Origin of the sequence: Exiguobacterium sp. KJ 601 (assembly GCF_027161185.1) — a bacterium.
In the GTDB taxonomy this organism is placed as follows: Bacteria; Bacillota; Bacilli; order Exiguobacteriales; family Exiguobacteriaceae; genus Exiguobacterium; species Exiguobacterium profundum.
This window is the reverse complement of the sequence record NZ_JADHZG010000001.1, coordinates 1,229,906-1,248,889: the sequence shown is the minus strand read 5'-3', so window position 1 is coordinate 1,248,889 and position 18,984 is coordinate 1,229,906. Positions and strand designations below refer to the sequence as shown.

The following is an 18,984-nucleotide window of genomic DNA, read 5'->3' as shown; positions in this document are numbered from 1 at the left end:
TTCTCTCATCATCTCATTGTGAATTTTTCCCGATTCTCGTTTTACACAAACGCTTTTCGTTCCATTTGCGCGCTCAGTCGCTGAATCGCCTCGTCCAATAGTTCACGACGTGTCCCAATATTCATCCGTTCGAATGATTCACCTTGAGGACCGAACGGACTACCCGGTGACAAGAAGATTCGGACGTCTTGATGCAGCCAAGACTTCCGCTCCTCGGCTGACATCGGTAACTCCGAGAAGTCGAGCCAAAGCAGATAACTCGCTTCCGGACGTGTCGTATGGAGCATCGGAAGGTTTGATTCGATGGAATCGATCACGTCATTCATTTGTTGCTCCAATTCTTCTCGCAACTGGTCGAGCCAACGTTCCGCGCGGTTGTCGGTATACGCGGCGATGATAGCCGTGTTCGCGAACGGTGTCGGGAGCACATGATGTTTGTTCTGTACTTTCGTGATTTGCTTCCGCCACTCATCGACCGGACAAATGATGTAGGACGCAAATAATCCGGCGATATTAAATGCTTTTGAGGGCGCACTTACCGTGATGACACGCGAGTCGAGTGTGCCGATTGCGGTATGTTTATGAGACGGGAATGTCAAATCTGCATGAATCTCGTCAGCGACGACAATCACCTCATATTGATCCGCGAGTTCTACGACCTTTTCTAGTTCTGCTCTCGTCCAGACACGCCCAACTGGATTATGTGGGGAACAGAGTAGGAAGAGTTTCGCTTGTTTCATCGCTTCCTCGAGTGCGACAAAATCCATCTCGTAGCGCTCGTCAATTTTTTTCAACGGGGCATCGAACACTTGTCGCTTGGAACCGACAACGAGTTCGTGGAATGGTGGATAGACAGGTGACTGGATGACGACGCCATCTCCGACTTCAGTCAACGCCTCGACGATATGCGTCAACGCAGGCACGACACCGCTAGAGAATAACACATGGTTCGGGTCAACAATTAAATCGTGACGTCGGCCGTACCAATCGCTCACCGCTGTTTGCGCTGCAGGTGCGAACAATGTATACCCGAATTCCCCTTGAGCGGCTTTTATAGCGAGCGCCTCGGAGATGGACGGTGCAGTACGGATGTCGATATCCGCTACCCATAGCGGTAACACGTCTTCTGACAAACGGAACCATCGCTCCAACCCATCCCACTTCACCGAATTCGTCCCTTTACGTTCAAGTTGTTGTTGTAAAATTGATTTCATGTTCATCCCTCCTCCTCTTACTGTATCAAAGTTGATTCGACTACGTGCCAAAAAAAGCATGGCAGTTTTTTGCCGACTTCGTTATACTCGATCGAGATAAGAAAGGAGGCACATCAATGCGTGTTACCGTCATTCGAAATAAACGAAGAAAAAGAGCTGCCTTTTATGTTACACCGGAAGGAATCGAACTCCGAGTCCCGGCACGATTGCCAAAACGTCTCGTCGACCGCGCACTAGAAGAGCACGACACATGGATTCGTGAGACGTTGCAGAATCTTCCTCAACAGATGTCCGTTCTTGATCGCGGACTTGTGCTTCACGGAGAGCATTACCCGGTCAGAAGAGACAGCGGGCGGACGCTTCGGCATGACGGCACGTCTTTTTGGGTTCCGGAAGCATGGGACGACGCTACACTCTGGAAACAGTATGAGATTTGGCTTCGTGAACGTGCCTTACACTATGCGATCGAGCGGGCACCAATTTATGAAAAGATCTTAGGCGTTAAAGCGAAAAAGATTCGTATCGGTCACCAAAAGACACGCTGGGGATCATGTAGTTCGAATGGAACCATCTCCATTAATGTTCGCCTCATGCTGGCGCCAAAAGAGATGATGGACTACGTCATCGCTCACGAATGGGTGCATCTCGTTCACTTCGATCACTCCCCTTCTTTTTGGAGCACGTTACAAACGATCTATCCGAATACCGCTACAGCAAAAGATTGGTTGAAACGACATGGACATACGTTACGACTCAAAAAAACCGACTGACCCCGTGTAGGGTCAATCGGTTCACAGGTTGGATGTAAATGTGTCGGCCGTATCATGTAACTCGGCTGCTGCCTGCTCGAACGTTTGGAATCGCTCCATCGTCTGTTCCATCGTTTTTGCACTTAACTGAATCTCTTGATTGGACGCAGTGACACCTTCTACAATTTTCCGAAGCTCGACGTTCATCCCTTCCGTGTTCGAGTTGACGTCGATGACCGCACGTTCAACCATACGGGAGAGGTTGCGGACCTCTGTCGCAACCACATTAAATCCAAGCCCGTGTTCACCTGCTCGTGCCGCTTCGATGGCAGCATTCAGGGACAATAGATTCGTTTGTGCCGCAATCTCTTTGATCGACGAGGCAATTTTCGCGATGTCATCGGCTTGACGACGCAAGTTCTGAAGGGCATGGAGGTTGTCCGCGGCATCTTTCGCAAGCTTTTCAATCGTTTCATTCAATACTTTCGTGTCTTGCATGCCTGTCTTCGCCCGTTCGTCGAGCACATCGGTCATCGATTTAAAGCGATACGCATAATCCTCAATCACTTGTTGCCGTGCGGTGATGTCCGATGCGATCTTGACGACACCGATGACATCATCTCCTTCAAAAATCGGCATATACGTCGCCTCGAGCCAAATGGTTTCCCCTTTTGCATTCTCACGCTCCACTTTATCCGAGAAACTGAAACCATTCCATAATTTCTCCCAAAATGCCGAATACTCTGGACTATTGACAAAGGAAGAAGGGCAGAACAAGTGATGCTGCATGCCAATCATCTCCTCGCGTCTATATTTCATTGCTTTCGCAAACGTATCGTTCACATCGACGACCCGGCGTTGACGATCGAATCGAATCATCGCCATATTCGTTTCAATGGATTGAAAAACGTCTGCAGATTGAATTCCTTTTTGGTTCAAAGTACTCATTATAGATAGCAACCTTTCTTATTCCTAGGATGTTCGTACTAAATCGTGAATTTCAGTGTAACGTATCCTAAAACATACCATTACTCTCTTTTTATACAGAAGGTCAATATCTTGGTTTTGAAGTATTTACCAAATGAAAAGACGCCGATTGGCGCCTTTCACTCATCTAAATCAGGGAAATAGGAGAAGAACGTTTCCGCTCCCGCACTGCTCAGTTTGAACGTTTGGTTTCGTGTTTCATCCGTCACATAGACATCTACTTTTTTAGACCGTTTCTTAAAGCTTAATTGAAATTCTTGCCCTTTCCATCCATCGATGATGGTGAGAAGGGGATAGTCTCCCACTTCTCCAGCTCGATCAACCGGTTCTGCCTCCTTAAATGCGTTCATCAAATCAGACATGTCGGTGCCAGCCGCACGTAATGTATCCGGATAATTCAATGTGGCCTCCACATCTAACGGTTTTTTATGGAGAAAGAAGAACGGACCGCGTGGAACGGAAGGATTGGCAATGAGTCCTGCTTCAGTGGATTCTTTAATGGACTCTTTCGTGGCAAACTCGCCCTTCGTGTACGTCAAGCTGACTTCTTCTTTCACACGCTTTCCATTTTTCATGTATGAGAAGATGTAAAGCGGTGTCTTAACCCCCGGCTCTAATTTATCCGTCTGAAGGACCCGTTCGACTTTTAATCCTTCGAACTGGATGGGGACATGTGCGCTGTCTTTTTCATCCCATACAAGGAACGGTTGAATGGATGTCGTTCCATTCGTCGTTTCGAAGTAGAAGTGAGCGGCTTCCAATTTATCATTATATCCGAGTGCAATCTTTGCGGTTCCCATTTGCGCATTATATGGTTCAATGGTTGAGATGGGAAAGATTCCTTCTTGATCACCAACTGTCAATGCAATCGCTCCATTCAAGGGAGAAGTCAAATGAACCATCGTGTCTTTGAACAGGTTGATGGGCATCCCCAGGTACTCGGATGGGTCACTCTGTTCTGCGACTTCTTCTTCCTCTTTCGTACCCGCTTTCATTTTCGGGACGTTCGGAACTTCGATACCTGCTGATAAATCAAGGAAGTCCGGTAGTTCATCAATCTTCCCTAATTTCATGTTGGAATAGTCTCCATCATAGCAAATGGTGTAGTTTTCTTTTCCTTTCAAGAAAGTCACCAATTTGTATGAGCTCGGATCATAATCTGATATCATGACTTTCCGATTCACCGCATATGAATTGAAAACCGTCACATCCCCTTCAATCTGAGTGAGTGGTTCACCCGTACAAGCGCCGAGAATTGCAGTCGACCATGTCTCCGAGTCCGCATCCATCCGATTCGCATATAAATCGCCAATGTTCCATTGCTCAGGCATATAGTCCAACTTTACAATATCCATCTGTTCCCCAGCACAACCCGATAAAATCCCGACTGTGCTTAACATCAATAGCATTCGTTTCATCATGACTCTTTCACCTCCGGAAATAGATCCAAGAATCGTTCCGCTCCTTTGCTTGATAGTTTGAATATTTGATCGCGGAGCGGGTCCGTCAGATAAACATCGATTTTTTTAGATCGTTCCTTGAAACTTAACTGAAACTCTTGACCACCCCAACCATCGACGATCGAAAGACGCGAATAGTCAGTCACATCTCCAGCACGTTTGACAGGTGTTGCGTCATCAATCGCATTCATCAGATCTGATATGTCGTTCTCTTCAGCCATTAGCACGTTTGGGTACTGAATGTCGAGCGCGCCGTTTAATGGCTTCTCATGAACATAAACGAATGGACCATTTGAATCGCTCGCGTTTTGAACAGGATCTTGTGTCGAAAATTCACCATTCAAATAAGTTAAACTGATCACTTCATTCACACGTTTCCCATCTTCAATGAAGGAGAACGTGTAGAGAGGCGTCTTGACATCAGGTTCAAGAATGTCTTCCCGAAGTACCTGTTCTACTTGTAGACCTTCGAATTGAACGGGCTCGTGTTTATGCTCTTTTTCATTCCATACGACTAAAGGAAGCAGGGTCGTCAATCCGTCTTCTTTCTCGTAATAAAAATATGCTTCTTTCGATTGTTCGTCATACCCGAGCGCGATTGCCACTTCTCTCGTTTGGGCATTAAACGGTTCTAGATATGAAAGGGGGAATAAGCCTTGTCGATCTCCAATCGATAAATCAATCTGACCATATAATGAGGGTGTCACATGAATCATCGTCCCTTCTAGGAGAGAGACGGGCATAGGATAGAAATGACCTTCGTCTTTCTGTTCCATTTCTTTTAATTCTTCATGTGTACCCGTGCGAATCGTTGGCGTACTCAAGATGTCGGTCCCTTCTTCCGTATGAACGAAGTAAGGGAATTCATCTATCTCTTCCGCCCTGATTTGTTCAGAAGCACTGTCATAGCAAACGGCGTATGGTCGATTTCCTTCCATATACATCACGTTTTTATGTGCATCATCGAACTTTCGATTCAATTCATACGAATGATAGACGGTGACGTCTTCTTCGATTCGTGAAATTGCTTTACCAGAACACGCATCCAGTAAATCAGGAGTCCAAATCACCGACTTGGCATCCATATGACCTGATTGAAGATCTTTCACATTCCAATGCTCCGATATGTAATCTAGCTTTACGACATCCATCTGTTCATCATCACAACCTGTCATCAAACCAATACAGCAAATGAATATAAGGATTCGCTTCATAATGTTTCCCTTAGGCGCGGAAATATGTCTAAGAACGATTCCGCTCCTTCGCTCGATAATTTAAATGTTTGATCGCGGAGCGGGTCCGTTAAATAGATATCAATTTTTTTCGAACGTTTTTGATAGCTGATTTCGAACACTTGACCCTTCCAACCGTCTGTTAAAGTCAAATATCGATATTCTGAATCTTCTCCGCGGCGATCGACGGGGTCTGCCTCATTGATGATGTCGAACAATTCTTTCGCTTCCTCTTTCGTGGCCTCACTATACTCTGCGAATTCCATCGCCCCTCCATCGTATGGTTTGCGATGGACGATGACCCTTGGCCCGGCTTCTTCAACAGGCAACCAATCCTCAAACATCGGATGTGGTTCTTCTCCTTCTTTTAAAAACAAGCCAGGAGCGAATCGAATCGTCATCGTTTCGGTCACATGTTTCCCGTTTTTCAGATACGAGAAAGTATAGAACGGAGTTTCCTCTTCTTCGTTCAGTTCACGAGCTGTCGCGACAGTCTTGATCTCTAACTCGGAAAAGACGGTATTCTCTTTTGACTCCGGGTCCTCTAACTCATCAAACTCAATCGGTTGAGGCATGAAAAATTGACCGTCAAACGAGTAAAGAATATATGGACGAAACGTCTTTTTATCATATCCGATGGCAATCTGTTGATTCGGCATCTCAAATCCTCGCGGCTCGAACTGCGCAATCGGATAACGGATCACCTTGCCACCGAGTTTCATTTCAAGTTCGCCGTAGAGCGCCGGTTCGATTTCCAGTAACGTATGCGGGAACGGGGTGATGGAATTCCCGTCGATGTCCAGTCCTTCTGCTTCCACCAACTTATCTTGTAGTGCGGAAGATGTCTGATGAATACGAGGGAGTTGTGGAAGTCGAATTCCGTCACTTGTATTCACAAAGTCTGGAAACGAGTCAATCGCTTCCGCCATCAGTTGATTCGTGTAGCTTTCACGACATACGGCATACCGTTCGTCACCTTCTAAGTACGTCACGACTTTCATCGTATATGGGGTCATGGCTGAAACAGGCTCGGTTCTCCCTGCAATCGCCGTTTGATATACCGTGATGTCACCCTTTAATTCGGTTGCACGCTCCCCTTCGCATGCAGCCAATACTTCTTTTGACTCATGAACTTTAATCATCTCTCCTTCTTTTGAATAGCTTTCCACGTTCCATTGATCCTCTATGTAATCTAGTTGAATGACTTCTATATTAGATGCCCCACAAGCGCTTAAAAATGAAGCACTCAGTAACATCATGATTCCTCTTTTGTACAAAATATCCCCTCCTATAATCTCATCATCCAATTTTACCATTATCTAACTATCCTATACGAAAAAAATCCGCTCACGTTTCATGAGCGGATGGTAGAACAATCATTTACTTTGGTCGATGGCACCTTGCAATCGGGACTCGACGTCTAACGCGACGGCTTGTAACGATTCGTCATCGATGAGGCGAATTAATTCAGTCGGTCTCGGCATACCAATTTGGGTATGGTCTTCTTTTTCGAACACCGCGATTTTGCATGGAAGGAAGTAGCCTCCTTCTAACTGTTGCGACAGCACTTCTTTTGCCGCCTTCGGATTGCATACTTCTAAGATACGATACTTCCCATCAATCCCCTGGCCTTTTTTCTCGAGCGTCTCACTCAAATCAAAGTCCCAGAGCACCCCGAATGATTCTTCTTTCAATGCTTCTCCGAGACGAACGACAACGTCATCTACGGTACGGTCAGATTGTACGATATAGTCAAATATCTTCATTCCTCCTTATGTGGTTACTCAAGAAATCTGTACCCGAACGAAGTCATGCTCAATCAAAAAGAAACTGTATGTGATTTGAAACATAATCACGTATTCGACCGTATAAAAGGAGATAATAGTTAGAACCAAACTGATGTAAAGGAGAAGTGGTTGTCGTGACGGTCACGGTATTCACGCATACGAGCTGCAGTTCTTCCAGAAAAACGATTGATTGGTTACGGGAACAAAAGATTCCCTTCATCGAAAAGAAATTGACAGACCAAGGTTTATCCTTCGGAGAATTCAAAGAGATGTTGAGCCTGACGGAAAATGGGACGACGGACTTGTTGTCGGTCCAAAAGAGTGTCTATAAACAAGCGGCAGAGAAACTAGATGAGATGTCGATTCGTGAGCTATATAGCTTCGTCGCCTCAAATCCTCAAATCCTGAAAAGTCCGATCGTCTTCGACCATCATCGCATCCAGGTCGGTTTCAGTGAAAAAGAGATTCGGACGTTCATCCCGAGACATGACCGCATCGCTGAACTGAAACGTCTGCTCCATAACGCATAAATCGTGTCGCTTTCACGACACGATTCTTTTTATGCCTTTTTCAATTTTGCCGCCAGTCGATTCCCGAAGGATTGGATGGACTGAACGAGGAGGATGAGGACGAAAATGGTCACGTACATGACTTCCGGTTCGAAACGAAGGTGTCCGTATTGATAGGCGATGTCCCCCAGTCCACCTGCCCCCACGAGTCCCGCCATCGCCGTCGCTCCAATCAATCCAATTGTCGCAATCGTCAATCCGAGAACGATAGAAGAACGTGCTTCACGGATTAACACATACCAGATGATTTTTCTCGTCGAGATGCCCATCGCTTCATACGCCTCGATGACCCCGCGGTCGACTTCGAGTAGTGCCGACTCCATGAGTCGCGCAATATACGGGGCGGTGAAGACGATCAAGGGGAGCAAGACGCCCTGCACGCCGATTGTCGTCCCCATGATGAACCGTGTGAACGGCAAGATGAAGAACAACAGAATGATGAACGGGATGGAACGGATGACGTTGATGACGCTCGATAAGCCACCATAGACGAATCGGTTTGCGAGTCTGCCATTCGGTCTCGTCAAAACGAGCAACGTCCCGAGCGGCAATCCGATCAAGGTCGAGATCAAAAGCGCGATGCTCGTCATCGTCAACGTTTGAACCGTTCCTGTCCAGATTAAGTCACCCCAGTCTGTCCAAAACTGTTGCATGGTTTGACACCTCCCTCACATGTACGCCGCTCGTCTTCAAATAACGGACGGCGAGTTCCGTTTGATCATGATCCCCGTCAAGATGGACGAGCAAGTTTCCGACAAGCCCCGCCTTTAACTTCTTGATTCCGCCTCCGATGATGTTCGGAAGGATGCCGAACCGCTTGGTTAATTGTGCCAGGACTGCTTGTTCTGTCTGACTGCCGATGAACGACAAGTGGACGAGCGTTCCCCGAGTCTGGAGTTCCGAGACGACTTCTTCCGGCACGTCGAGGTTTGTCTTAAGAAACTTCTGGGTCGTCTCGTGTGACGGATTGGAGAAGACGTCTAGTACGTGTCCTTGTTCAACGATTTGGCCACGATCGATGACGGCGACCCGGTCACAGATTCGTTCGATGACTTCCATCTCATGTGTGATCAAGAAAATCGTCAATCCGAGCTCGCGATTGATTTCGAGCAGTAACTCTAAAATCGACTCGGTCGTCTCAGGGTCGAGTGCACTTGTCGCCTCATCACTGAGGAGAATATCAGGCTCGTGGGCGAGCGCTCGCGCAATGGCGACACGTTGTTTCTGTCCACCTGACAATTGTTCAGGGTAATGGTTCCGATGTTCGCTCAGTCCGACGATTTGGAGATAGCGGTCGACCCGTTCACGGATGACCTGCTTCCCGAGACTTTCGAGACGAAGCGGGATGGCGACATTCTCTTCGACGGTCGCAGTCTTCAGCAGGTTGTAGTGCTGAAAGATCATACCGATTCGCTGGCGTAACGTCGACAACCCTTTCTTTTTGAGGAGCGTGATATCTTGTCCCTCAATCTCGACTACGCCTGATGTCGGGCGCTCCAAAAGATTGATCATCCGGATGAGCGTACTCTTACCGGCACCACTTCGCCCGATGATTCCGAAGATTTCCCCTCTCTCAATCGTGATGGAGACATCATCAAGTGCCGTGATCGTGTCTCCGTTGACCTTGAACTCCTTGGTGATTTGTTTCAGTTCAATCATAAGACCCCTCCTTAGAATGCCGGCACGACCGAACCATTGAATTCTTCTTCGATGAAGGCACGTACTTCATCTGAATGATAGTAAGACTTCAGCGTCTTCACGACTTCATCTTCTTTATTGGCTGAACGGACGACGACATAGTTCGGATACGGGTTATCGACCGTATCTTCATGGAAGAGGGCATCTTCATTAATGGATAGACCCGCTCCCATCGCGAAGTTCGTGTTGATGGCTGCGAGTGCCACTTCCGGGAGTTGCGTCGGCAGTTGGGATGCTTCGAGTTCAATAAATTCGAGGTTGAGCGGATTCTCAGCAATGTCGCGCTTCGTCGCTTTATCCGTCAATCCTTCTTTTAACGTGATGAGCCCAGCCGTTTCATATAGTCGTAACGCACGGAGCTCATTCGCCGGGTCGTTCGGGACGGCCACTTTATCGCCTTCCTTTAAGTCCTTGATATCCGTCAATTTCTCTGAATAGAGCCCCATCGGGAAAGCGACCGTCTTGAAGACGTCGTCAATCTTATATCCCTTGTCCGCTTTTTGCAGTTCGAGGAACGAGAGCGTCTGATAGCTGTTCACGTCGAGACTTCCTTCGTCGAGAGCGGTGTTCGGGGTGTTGTAATCATTAAATACTTTGATATCGATTTCGAGCCCATCTTCTTTTGCGAGCTCCTGTACTTTCTCGGCGATTTGCTCGTGTGGTCCACCAGTCACGCCGATCGTTAGCTCTTTCGTGCTTAGCGTCTCGCTCGCCTCGGATTGTCCGCACGCCGAGAGTGCGATGGCCGCAAGGATAGATGTACCTGCCAAAATGGTTTTTTGTTTGATGTTCATGAATGATTCCTCCTCCAAATGAAAAGCCCGCTACTCATAAAGAGCGGCGGGCACGACACGTGAAAGTCGGACACGCTCATCTCCCAGACGTTTCGTCTGTTGGAATTAGCACCATGATCATTTCTGATCTGGTTGCCGGGTTTCATCGGGCCAGTCCCTCCACCACTCTTGATAAGCAATCGGTTCTATTATTTTGTTATTATATTACTGATAAAAGAATTATTTGTAAACTATTTCTTGAAGATTTCTTAAAATTTCTTTTAATCGTTCAGCATCTTCAATCTTGTGAATGCCTTGAATCGTCATTTCTTCGATGACATAGTCGACCAATTCATCGACTTGATCAAAGCGAATGCCAAGTTGTTCGAGTGACGTTGGAGCGGCGATGGCGTGTAGCCAATTCTCGAGGAATGAGGCGTCTTCGGATGAGGTCAATCGTTCTTGAACGATCAGCCCGAAGCCTACCTTGTCCCCGTGCAACCAATGATGCGTCGAATCAAAACGACTGAGTGCGTTATGCACCGCATGGGCGACGGCGACTCGGGTGCCGGCGTCACCGAATCCACCAACGGCACCACCGATGGCGAGGACATGATCGACGATAGATCGGATGTCCGTGCCATAATGGCGAAAATCATCTTCACGAATGGACAAATCCATCAACGCTCCGCATTGCGCCGCAAGTGAGAGCCCCGACTGAATCCCTGCGTCCCTTGATGTTGTTCCGCTAATATATCGAGCCTCGAACCACTTTGCGACCGTATCGATGACACCAGCCTTAAAATAGTCGTAAGGTGAATCACGTAACAGTCGTTCATCCGCGATGACGCGCTCGATGACGACGGGGAACGTATCATATCGTAAATATGTACCGTCTTCTCCATAGATCACGCTGAGCGGGGTGAAGGCGGCACAGTTTGACACAAGTGTCGGAATGACGATGAGCGGGACCGACTGGGTAAATGCAATCCGCTTCGCCGTATCAATCAATTTACCGCCACCGACGGCAATCCAGACGTCAGGTCGATGCGCTTTTAGTCGTTCGACTTCTTCGTCTGAACATTCCCCCTTGAATCGTACGCTCGGAATTTCTGCTAGACGAGGAGACACGCGAATCGCTTCACCGTATCCGTTAAATCCTTTCAAAACGAGTGCATCCCGATTCCCAATCAGTGAGTAAAGTTGATCGAGCGCATCGTTCGAATGGTCGTATTCCAGCACCGCTTGTCGAATCATTGATGGACCTCCTCATAGGCTGCAAACAGTCTCTCAATCCGTTCTACCGCTTCATCAATCTTCTGTTCAGACGACACGAGACCAAAGCGGATGTGGTGCTCCCCCTCCGTTCCAAAAAAGTAGCCCGGTGTGACGGCGACGCCCGCCTCATGTAGTAACTTCGTCGAAAATGATTTTGCATCGCCTTCAGGCACTCTCGCCCATACGAAGAAAGAACCTTTTGGTGCCTCAATCTCCCACCCTGCCCGGCGTAACCCATCAATCAATCGGTTTCGTCTTGTTTCGTAAAGCGAGGCTAGGTCGTCACGTATGTCACGCGGGGATTCTAACGCCACGATGGCTGCCTCTTGAATGGCAGAGAACACAGAGACGTGGACATGGTCTTGGTACGTATTGATCGCCTCGATGATATCTGCATTTCCGACTGCGAACGCGACACGCCATCCCGACATGTTGAACGCCTTCGACATCGTATACACCTCAATCCCGATTTCTTTTGCCCCGTCTGCTTGGAGAAAACTTGGCGGGACATGCCCATCAAAGCCAATACTTCCATAGGCGAAATCGTGTACGACCATCAGATCATGGTTTGTGGCGAATTTAACCGTCTCCTCAAAGAAGGCAGGCGTCGCGACAGCGCCGGTCGGATTGCTCGGGTAGTTCAAATACATGAGTCGTGCATGAAGCGGATCGAGCGTGGTGTAATCCGGGAGATAGCCGTGCTCTTCCTTCAACGTCAAATCGATGATGTCCGCTCCGGCGAGACGCGCTCCCGAGATATAATCGGGATAGCCAGGGTTCGGGAGCAAGATGCCTTCACCCGGCTCAAGAAGACACTGAGGCAACGTGATGAGACCCGATTTGCTGCCAATCAAAATCGCCACTTCTTTTGCTGGGTCGAGGTCGACTCCGTATTCACGTTGATAGAATGCGGCCACAGCTTCTTTTAGTCGAGCCTGTCCCCGGAACGGTCCGTATTGATGGGTCGTCGGGTCGGTCAATGCTCGTTCCAGTGCCTCACAGATCGGAGCTGGTGTCGGTAAGTCGGGTGTGCCTTGTCCGAGTCGGATGACGGTCTTGCCACTCGCCTCGACTGCCGCGACTTCTTCTGCTAATCCGACAAAGTGTTGTGTCGGTAATGATTTTAATAACTTGGAACGTCTGTCTGCCATGATGGGTCCTCCTAATACGAAAAAACACCCCTTTCTGAGGAAAGGGGTGCTCGATACAGACGTATTTAGTCAACCACCTTTCCATCTCTCAAGGTCACCTTGCTGGAATTAGCACAGTATTTTGCAATCTGTTGCTGAAGCTTCATCGGGCCAGTCCCTCCGCTTCTCTTGATAGAAAGTGTCATTCGTTATGTAATTTTTGTATGTCCCTAAGTTAACCAGACATTCCCAACGGTGTCAAACATTTTTTTCAAAGAGAACATCTATTGAATCCTTTTCAAAAAACATTCATAGTAAAAGAGTAGAAAAATTATATTTGTATGAGGGGATAGAGCATTGGAGCTTAATCGTCAACTTATTTGGAAACTGAGTGTAATCGGACTGATCTTGCTCGTCTTATGGCGGGTCATCAGTGAACCGGATACCATCTCACGTGTCTTACAATACACGTTTCAGTTACTGACCCCTATCATCATGGGGATCGCCATCGCCTTGTTACTCAACACCGTACTCTCTTATATTGAAGAACGGTTCCACTTGAAGCGATATCAAGGACTACTCATCGTCTATATCACGTTCATCGGCATCTTGGCGATTTCGGTCGTCACGTTGTTCCCGCGGATTTACTCGAGTCTGTCATCACTCATCAATGAGTTACCGGTTTATATCCGTCAAATCGACGTGTTTTTAGGTGAAGTGAACAATTACTTGAAAGACTATAACGCGACGATCGCCCAAGCGATTGATTTTGCGCGCTTCGAGGATCGTTACTCTGGATGGGTCGAGACGGCCGTCCTCTCTTCCGTTAGTTATGTCTCTAGTTTTACAATGACATTGATCAACTTCTTGATTGGGATTGTCATCTCCATCTATTTGTTAAAGGACAAAGAAGTCTTCGCTCGTATGTTCAAGCGTCTTCTCTATGCGCTATTACCCGTCGGCACTGCGAAGACGACAATCGATATCTTTCAAGAGATGGATTATATCTTTAAGCGATATATCATTGGGAAGTCGCTCGACTGTCTGATTATTGGAGTGCTAGCAGTCATCGGACTCTTGATCATCGGGGCCCCATATGCCCTACTTCTCGGAGTCATCGTCGGCGTCCTAAACTTCATCCCATATGTCGGACCGCTACTCGGGATGATCCCGGCGTTTATCATCACTTATTTTTATGATCCGTTCACCGCCGTATTGGTACTCTTGTTCATCTTCTTGTTACAGCAGTTTGACGGATTGTGGCTCGGACCGAAGATTCTCGGAGATAGTGTCGGCATCACACCATTTTGGGTCATCACATCGATTATCATCGGAGGAAGCCTGTTCGGCCTCATCGGGATGTTCGTGAGCGTGCCGATCACGGCCATGATTCAAGTCGTCTTGTCTCGCCTCATCGATTATCGACTGAACCGAAAAAATCTAAACGAATTACTTTGATTCACCTCATAAATTTGTTGACACATTGAGGAAATGTGTCATACAGTTGAGGAGAAGAACACAATTAACAGAAAGGAGAGGTTCCCATGTCAGTAGTATCTTCGAAACCATTCACTCAAGTTCATACTGATTGGCAGGCACCTCTTCGATTGATTCATATCTAAGACGCCTGCCTATCGAGGCATGCATAAACAACGTGGGACGTCGTATGCCTTTATGCATATGACGTCCCTTTTGTGTCTAAAATTAAATAAAGCAGGTGACCTGTATGTTTCAATCACTCAAGCGGCTCGACCGCAACATTTGGATTCGTTTTTTAGGGGAGACGATTACGGGAATTATGATGTTCATGATTGCCCCATTCCTTGTTCTCTACTATAGTGACCAGTTAGATAGCTACCTTCAAGTCGGAATCATCATGGCGACTGGCCCAATCATGGCGCTCCTCGGTTCGATGATCGGAGGACGTCTAGCAGACCTGTATGGTCGAAAACCAATCATGATGATCGCCATCATTGGGGACGTACTTGCCCTCATCGGATTTGCGTTCGCCGACTCGTTCTGGCCGCTTCTTTTATTGAACGCGATGCTCGGACTGACGAACTCGCTCTTCCACCCTGCCGCAAGCGCGATGGTCGCCGATGTCACGGAGCCAGAGCATATGAACGAAGCGTTCGGACTTTTACGGATGGGACATAACATCGGCGCTGCATTCGGTCCACTTCTTGGTAGTGCGGTGCTGTTCATCGACCGCGAGCTCATATTCTTTGCGGCGGCATTCGTCTTTGGACTATATGCGATTGCGCTCGGCACGTTCATACATGAGTCGTTGCCCGAGTTTACGGAAGATGAGACTCCAAGCAACCGAGAAGTGTTGCGCGTCTTTTATAACGATCGCGTGTTTCTCGTCTTCATCTTTGCGGGTATATTCATATCAATGGGATTCTCCGTCGTCGAGAGCATGCTACCACTCTTTTTAAAAGAATCGCTCCCGACGTATACCGCACAACAGAACCCATTCCCGTATCTGTTAGCACTGAATGGAATCATGGTAGTTCTTTTCCAGTTCCCGATTGCTTCAAAACTCGGGAACAAGCCGTTCGGTAAGGTCATGTTAGCAGGAGCGACCGTATTTGGTATCGGTATGATCTTGCTTGCGATTGTGCCTAGAGCCTTGTTCGCACTCGATACCCCATACGTGCCACTCGTCGGGATCTTACTCGCCGTATATGCGTTTTATACGTTAGGTGAGATGATCATGTCCCCTGTTCAGCAGACATTCATCGCCTTGATCGCACCGGAGAATATGCGTGGTGCCTATAACGGTGCAGCGAGTATCCAATGGTTGATCGGTGGTGTCACGGCACCGATCATCGCAAGTGTCTTTTTTGACAATCGTGCCGGACACATCGCTTTGATTCTCATCGGTGGAGCGAGTTGTTTATCAGGCATCATCTATTGGCAGCTCGGACGTCATGTCCAAGCGACGGAAGCAAAGCAAAAGACGGCATAATCACTCATTTACCACACTCTCTGATTTCGGAAGTGTGGTCTTTTCATTCTTGACATCTTTATTAAAATTTGAAATTATCATTCAATTCACTTTACAATCATAATAATCCTTTTTATGATAAAACGGTTAAGGAGGGATCTTTCATGGAAAGGATCGATAAACAAACAATCGTGGATAGTGTTCCACAAAAAGGCTTCTTCGGACAACCGAAGGGGTTGTTCACTTTATTCTTCACTGAGTTTTGGGAACGTTTCTCGTACTATGGCATGCGGGCCATCCTCGTATTCTATATGTACTATGAAGTCTCTGAGGGAGGACTCGGTCTCGACCGAAACGTCGCACTCTCAATCATGTCCGTATACGGCGCGCTCGTCTATATGTCCGGGGTCATTGGGGGATGGCTTGCAGACCGGATTTTCGGGACGTCTCGCGCGGTATTCTACGGTGGTGTGTTCATCATGCTCGGACACATCGTCCTCTCGATTCCAGGTAGCGTCGTCTTCCTGTTTATCTCCATGGCGCTAATCGTCATTGGTACCGGATTATTGAAACCAAACGTATCAAGTATCGTCGGAGACATGTACAGCGAGACGGATCGCCGTCGTGACGCTGGATTCAGTATCTTCTACATGGGAATCAACTTGGGTGCGTTCATTTCACCACTCATCGTCGGTCAAGTGCAAAAAGACTATGGATTCCACTGGGGCTTTGCGCTCGCGGCAATCGGGATGTTCGTTGGACTCGTCGTCTTCGTATTGACACGAAAAACGAACCTCGGCTTAGCTGGTTCGTATGTACCGAATCCGTTGACGCCTGATGAGAAAAAGAAAACGATAAAAATCGTCAGCATTGTCACCATTGGAATTGCCATTTTGCTTGCAATTTTGATTCCACTCGGATGGTTCACGATCAATACGTTCATCTCACTCGTCGGGGTGTTCGGTATTGCAATCCCGACGATTTACTTCATCATCATGTATCGCAGTCCGAAAACGACAGAGGTCGAGCGCTCGCGAATCATCGCCTACATTCCGCTCTTCATCGCCTCCGTCATGTTCTGGGCGATCCAAGAGCAGGGCGCAACGATTTTGGCGAGCTATGCTGATACACGGACTGACTTAGAGTTCTTTGGGTTCACGTTGTCACCAGCGTGGTTCCAATCATTAAACCCACTGTTCATCATCTTACTGGCACCGGTCTTCGCTTGGTTATGGGTCCGACTTGGTGACCGCGAACCGAGCATTCCGACGAAGTTTGCTTTCGGGATCTTGTTTGCCGGAATCAGTTTCTTGGTCATCCTACTCCCTGCTTACTTCAGTGGTCCGGATGCCCTCGTCAGCCCATTATGGCTCGTCTTGAGCTATTTCATCGTCGTGTTGGGAGAACTCAGTTTGTCACCGGTCGGTTTGTCGGCCACGACAAAACTCGCACCAGCTGCCTTCTCGGCTCAAACGATGTCGCTCTGGTTCTTATCGAACGCTGCTGCGCAAGGGATCAACGCACAGCTGGTCAAGTTCTACACGCCTGAGAATGAGATGCTCTATTTCGGCGTGATAGGTGGCGTCGCCATCATCTTAAGCTTGATTCTGTTCGCACTTGCACCGAAAATCAAAGTGTATATGCGTGGGATCCATTAATCATCAAAAACGCCAGCCGATTCAATCGGCTGGCGTCATTTTTATTTTCGCACTTGAATGAGTGACAAGTAGCGATCGATCATATTGTGGTTAAAGTAGTCATGGAAGTTGTCTTGTTTCAGTGACTGAATCGATTCATGGAATGTCGCAGGCAGTGATGCGATTCCTTGGCTCTCGATTTGCTTCGCAGAATACTCGAACAAGTCATCCTCGTTCGGAGAAGACGGAACGAGCTGTTGCTCGATTCCTTCAAGTCCCGCATAAATGAGCGCGGCAAGTGCCAAATATGGGTTCGCACTCGGGTCAGGATTTCGGACCTCTACACGAGTCGCACTTCCACGGGAAGCGGGGATTCGAATCATCGAACTGCGGTTCGATGGGCTCCAGCATATATTGACAGGTGCCTCGAATCCAGGAACGAGACGCTCGTATGATTCCGGTAGTGGATTCGTGAAGATTGCTGTGGCACGGGCATGCTTCAAGATTCCCTCGATGAAATGACGCGCCGTTTTCGACAATCCGTAATCCGCATCGACTTCGTCGAACGCGTTGGTCGTCGGATTTCCAGACTCATCATTCTTCCAGACAGAGATGTTCAAGTGCATTCCAGAACCGTTCACATCACGCAACGGTTTTGGCAAGAATGAGACGGATGTCCCTTTCTCCTTCGCCGCAATCTTGACGATTTCTTTAAAGAACTGAATGTTATCCGCTGTATGGAGTGCGTCATCGTACTTGATGCCAATCTCATGTTGCGCAGGAGCGACTTCATGGTGAACAGCCTCAATGTTGAACCCGACACCACTCAAACGGTTCGCGATGTGCTGTCGCACTTCATATCCTTTATCCTCTGAACGTGTCGAGAAATATCCGGCCTCGTCATAAAATTCTCCGTTCTCGTCAAAGATGAAGAATTCCGGCTCTGCCCCGACGAATACCGAGTAGCCATCACGTGCTGCACGTTCAAGTGCATCCTTCAATACATTACGTGGGTCGTATTCATATCGCTCTCCCTCCGGAGTGCATACGTCACAGAAGAATGCCAAAATATTTTCCTCGCCGTCTTGCTCATACCGTGGACGATCTAAATCCGGTCTCAAGAATAAGTCTGAGTTTTTGATGGAAGAGAACCCGTTGATTGAAGAACCGTCAAACATCGTTTTTCCCTCAAAGACTTCAGGCAACAATTTTGCCGAAAGCGTCAAGAGTTTTAAATCACCGAGAACATCTGAGAAATAGAGATGGATTTGGGTGATGTTTTTCTCTTGTACCGTTTTCTCAATATCTTGTTGCTTCTTTTTTGCGTCATCCTTGTCTGTTCCGAATAGATTTGCCATGATTGGTTAAAACCTCACTTCAATAGATTTGACAGGCAAGCTGTCTTTACGCACCGTTCGTACGCTTCTCTATAGTTCATAACCGAGTTCGATTTTTTCTAAACATGGAATTTCAGCAAAGGCAAAGTGGCTACATGCGACAAGAGTTGATATGATGGGTAA

The 18,984-nt window shown here is 47.6% G+C and carries 17 protein-coding genes and 2 riboswitches; of the genes, 5 read left to right on the top strand and 12 right to left on the bottom strand.

Annotated features, from left to right (window positions below):
- Window positions 1-41: 41 nt before the first annotated feature.
- Window positions 42-1,214: a MalY/PatB family protein gene (locus IRJ25_RS06395; protein WP_269317940.1), complete on the bottom strand. Its 1,173-nt coding sequence runs from the start codon at window positions 1,212-1,214 to the stop codon at window positions 42-44.
- Window positions 1,215-1,330: 116 nt separating this feature from the next.
- Here IRJ25_RS06395 and IRJ25_RS06390 point away from each other — a divergent pair, with 116 nt between their 5' ends.
- Entirely contained in the window at window positions 1,331-1,984 is a 654-nt protein-coding gene (locus IRJ25_RS06390; RefSeq protein WP_074036996.1) for a M48 family metallopeptidase, read from the top strand.
- Window positions 1,985-2,005: 21 nt separating this feature from the next.
- Here the strand turns inward: IRJ25_RS06390 and IRJ25_RS06385 are convergent, their stop codons facing one another.
- The 5 genes from IRJ25_RS06385 to IRJ25_RS06365 form a co-directional block, all read right to left on the bottom strand.
- Window positions 2,006-2,911 carry a methyl-accepting chemotaxis protein gene (locus IRJ25_RS06385; RefSeq protein WP_269317939.1) on the bottom strand — a complete coding sequence of 302 codons (906 nt, stop codon included), beginning with the start codon at window positions 2,909-2,911 and terminating at the stop codon, window positions 2,006-2,008.
- A gap of 158 nt (window positions 2,912-3,069) precedes the next feature.
- On the bottom strand, window positions 3,070-4,371 hold the full coding sequence (locus IRJ25_RS06380; RefSeq protein WP_269317938.1) for a hypothetical protein: 1,302 nt from the start codon (window positions 4,369-4,371) through the stop codon (window positions 3,070-3,072).
- Window positions 4,368-5,624, bottom strand: coding sequence for a hypothetical protein (locus tag IRJ25_RS06375; protein WP_269317937.1), 1,257 nt, complete (start codon window positions 5,622-5,624; stop codon window positions 4,368-4,370). Before IRJ25_RS06375 ends, IRJ25_RS06380 begins: the two co-directional genes overlap by 4 nt.
- Window positions 5,621-6,919: a hypothetical protein gene (locus IRJ25_RS06370; protein WP_269317936.1), complete on the bottom strand. Its 1,299-nt coding sequence runs from the start codon at window positions 6,917-6,919 to the stop codon at window positions 5,621-5,623. The genes IRJ25_RS06375 and IRJ25_RS06370 overlap by 4 nt, the downstream gene beginning before the upstream one ends.
- A gap of 99 nt (window positions 6,920-7,018) precedes the next feature.
- Window positions 7,019-7,408 (bottom strand): DUF302 domain-containing protein, encoded by a 390-nt coding sequence (locus tag IRJ25_RS06365; RefSeq protein WP_441316660.1) that lies wholly within the window; start codon window positions 7,406-7,408, stop codon window positions 7,019-7,021.
- Window positions 7,409-7,563: 155 nt separating this feature from the next.
- On the opposite strand from IRJ25_RS06365, the gene IRJ25_RS06360 reads away from it, so the two are divergent.
- Complete coding sequence (locus IRJ25_RS06360; protein WP_012726343.1) at window positions 7,564-7,959, top strand: Spx/MgsR family RNA polymerase-binding regulatory protein; 396 nt, start codon at window positions 7,564-7,566, stop codon at window positions 7,957-7,959.
- Between the two features lie 29 nt (window positions 7,960-7,988).
- Here the strand turns inward: IRJ25_RS06360 and IRJ25_RS06355 are convergent, their stop codons facing one another.
- The 5 genes from IRJ25_RS06355 to IRJ25_RS06335 form a co-directional block, all read right to left on the bottom strand.
- Window positions 7,989-8,651, bottom strand: a complete 663-nt coding sequence (locus IRJ25_RS06355) for a methionine ABC transporter permease (protein ID WP_012726344.1) — start codon at window positions 8,649-8,651, stop codon at window positions 7,989-7,991.
- Window positions 8,623-9,657, bottom strand: coding sequence for a methionine ABC transporter ATP-binding protein (locus tag IRJ25_RS06350; protein WP_269317935.1), 1,035 nt, complete (start codon window positions 9,655-9,657; stop codon window positions 8,623-8,625). The genes IRJ25_RS06355 and IRJ25_RS06350 overlap by 29 nt, the downstream gene beginning before the upstream one ends.
- Window positions 9,658-9,668: 11 nt before the next feature.
- The gene (locus IRJ25_RS06345) at window positions 9,669-10,490 is read right to left on the bottom strand and encodes a MetQ/NlpA family ABC transporter substrate-binding protein (protein WP_214812613.1); all 822 of its coding nucleotides are present in this window, start codon (window positions 10,488-10,490) and stop codon (window positions 9,669-9,671) included.
- A 73-nt stretch (window positions 10,491-10,563) separates the two neighbouring features.
- A riboswitch (SAM riboswitch) is annotated at window positions 10,564-10,668 on the bottom strand.
- A gap of 41 nt (window positions 10,669-10,709) precedes the next feature.
- Window positions 10,710-11,726: an iron-containing alcohol dehydrogenase gene (locus IRJ25_RS06340; protein WP_269317934.1), complete on the bottom strand. Its 1,017-nt coding sequence runs from the start codon at window positions 11,724-11,726 to the stop codon at window positions 10,710-10,712.
- The gene (locus IRJ25_RS06335) at window positions 11,723-12,898 is read right to left on the bottom strand and encodes an aminotransferase class I/II-fold pyridoxal phosphate-dependent enzyme (RefSeq protein ID WP_214684227.1); all 1,176 of its coding nucleotides are present in this window, start codon (window positions 12,896-12,898) and stop codon (window positions 11,723-11,725) included. The genes IRJ25_RS06340 and IRJ25_RS06335 overlap by 4 nt, the downstream gene beginning before the upstream one ends.
- 78 nt (window positions 12,899-12,976) lie before the next feature.
- Window positions 12,977-13,076: riboswitch (SAM riboswitch) on the bottom strand.
- A 158-nt stretch (window positions 13,077-13,234) separates the two neighbouring features.
- Between IRJ25_RS06335 and IRJ25_RS06330 the strand changes: the two genes are divergently transcribed.
- The 3 genes from IRJ25_RS06330 (at window position 13,235) to IRJ25_RS06320 (ending at window position 17,485) form a co-directional block, all read left to right on the top strand.
- Window positions 13,235-14,335, top strand: a complete 1,101-nt coding sequence (locus tag IRJ25_RS06330) for an AI-2E family transporter (protein WP_012726349.1) — start codon at window positions 13,235-13,237, stop codon at window positions 14,333-14,335.
- A 268-nt stretch (window positions 14,336-14,603) separates the two neighbouring features.
- Window positions 14,604-15,848: an MDR family MFS transporter gene (locus tag IRJ25_RS06325; RefSeq protein ID WP_269317933.1), complete on the top strand. Its 1,245-nt coding sequence runs from the start codon at window positions 14,604-14,606 to the stop codon at window positions 15,846-15,848.
- A 143-nt stretch (window positions 15,849-15,991) separates the two neighbouring features.
- Window positions 15,992-17,485, top strand: coding sequence for a peptide MFS transporter (locus IRJ25_RS06320; protein ID WP_047795295.1), 1,494 nt, complete (start codon window positions 15,992-15,994; stop codon window positions 17,483-17,485).
- Window positions 17,486-17,526: 41 nt separating this feature from the next.
- Here IRJ25_RS06320 and IRJ25_RS06315 read toward each other — a convergent pair whose 3' ends face one another.
- On the bottom strand, window positions 17,527-18,822 hold the full coding sequence (locus tag IRJ25_RS06315; RefSeq protein WP_264092549.1) for a glutamine synthetase family protein: 1,296 nt from the start codon (window positions 18,820-18,822) through the stop codon (window positions 17,527-17,529).
- Between the last annotated feature and the right edge of the window lie 162 nt (window positions 18,823-18,984).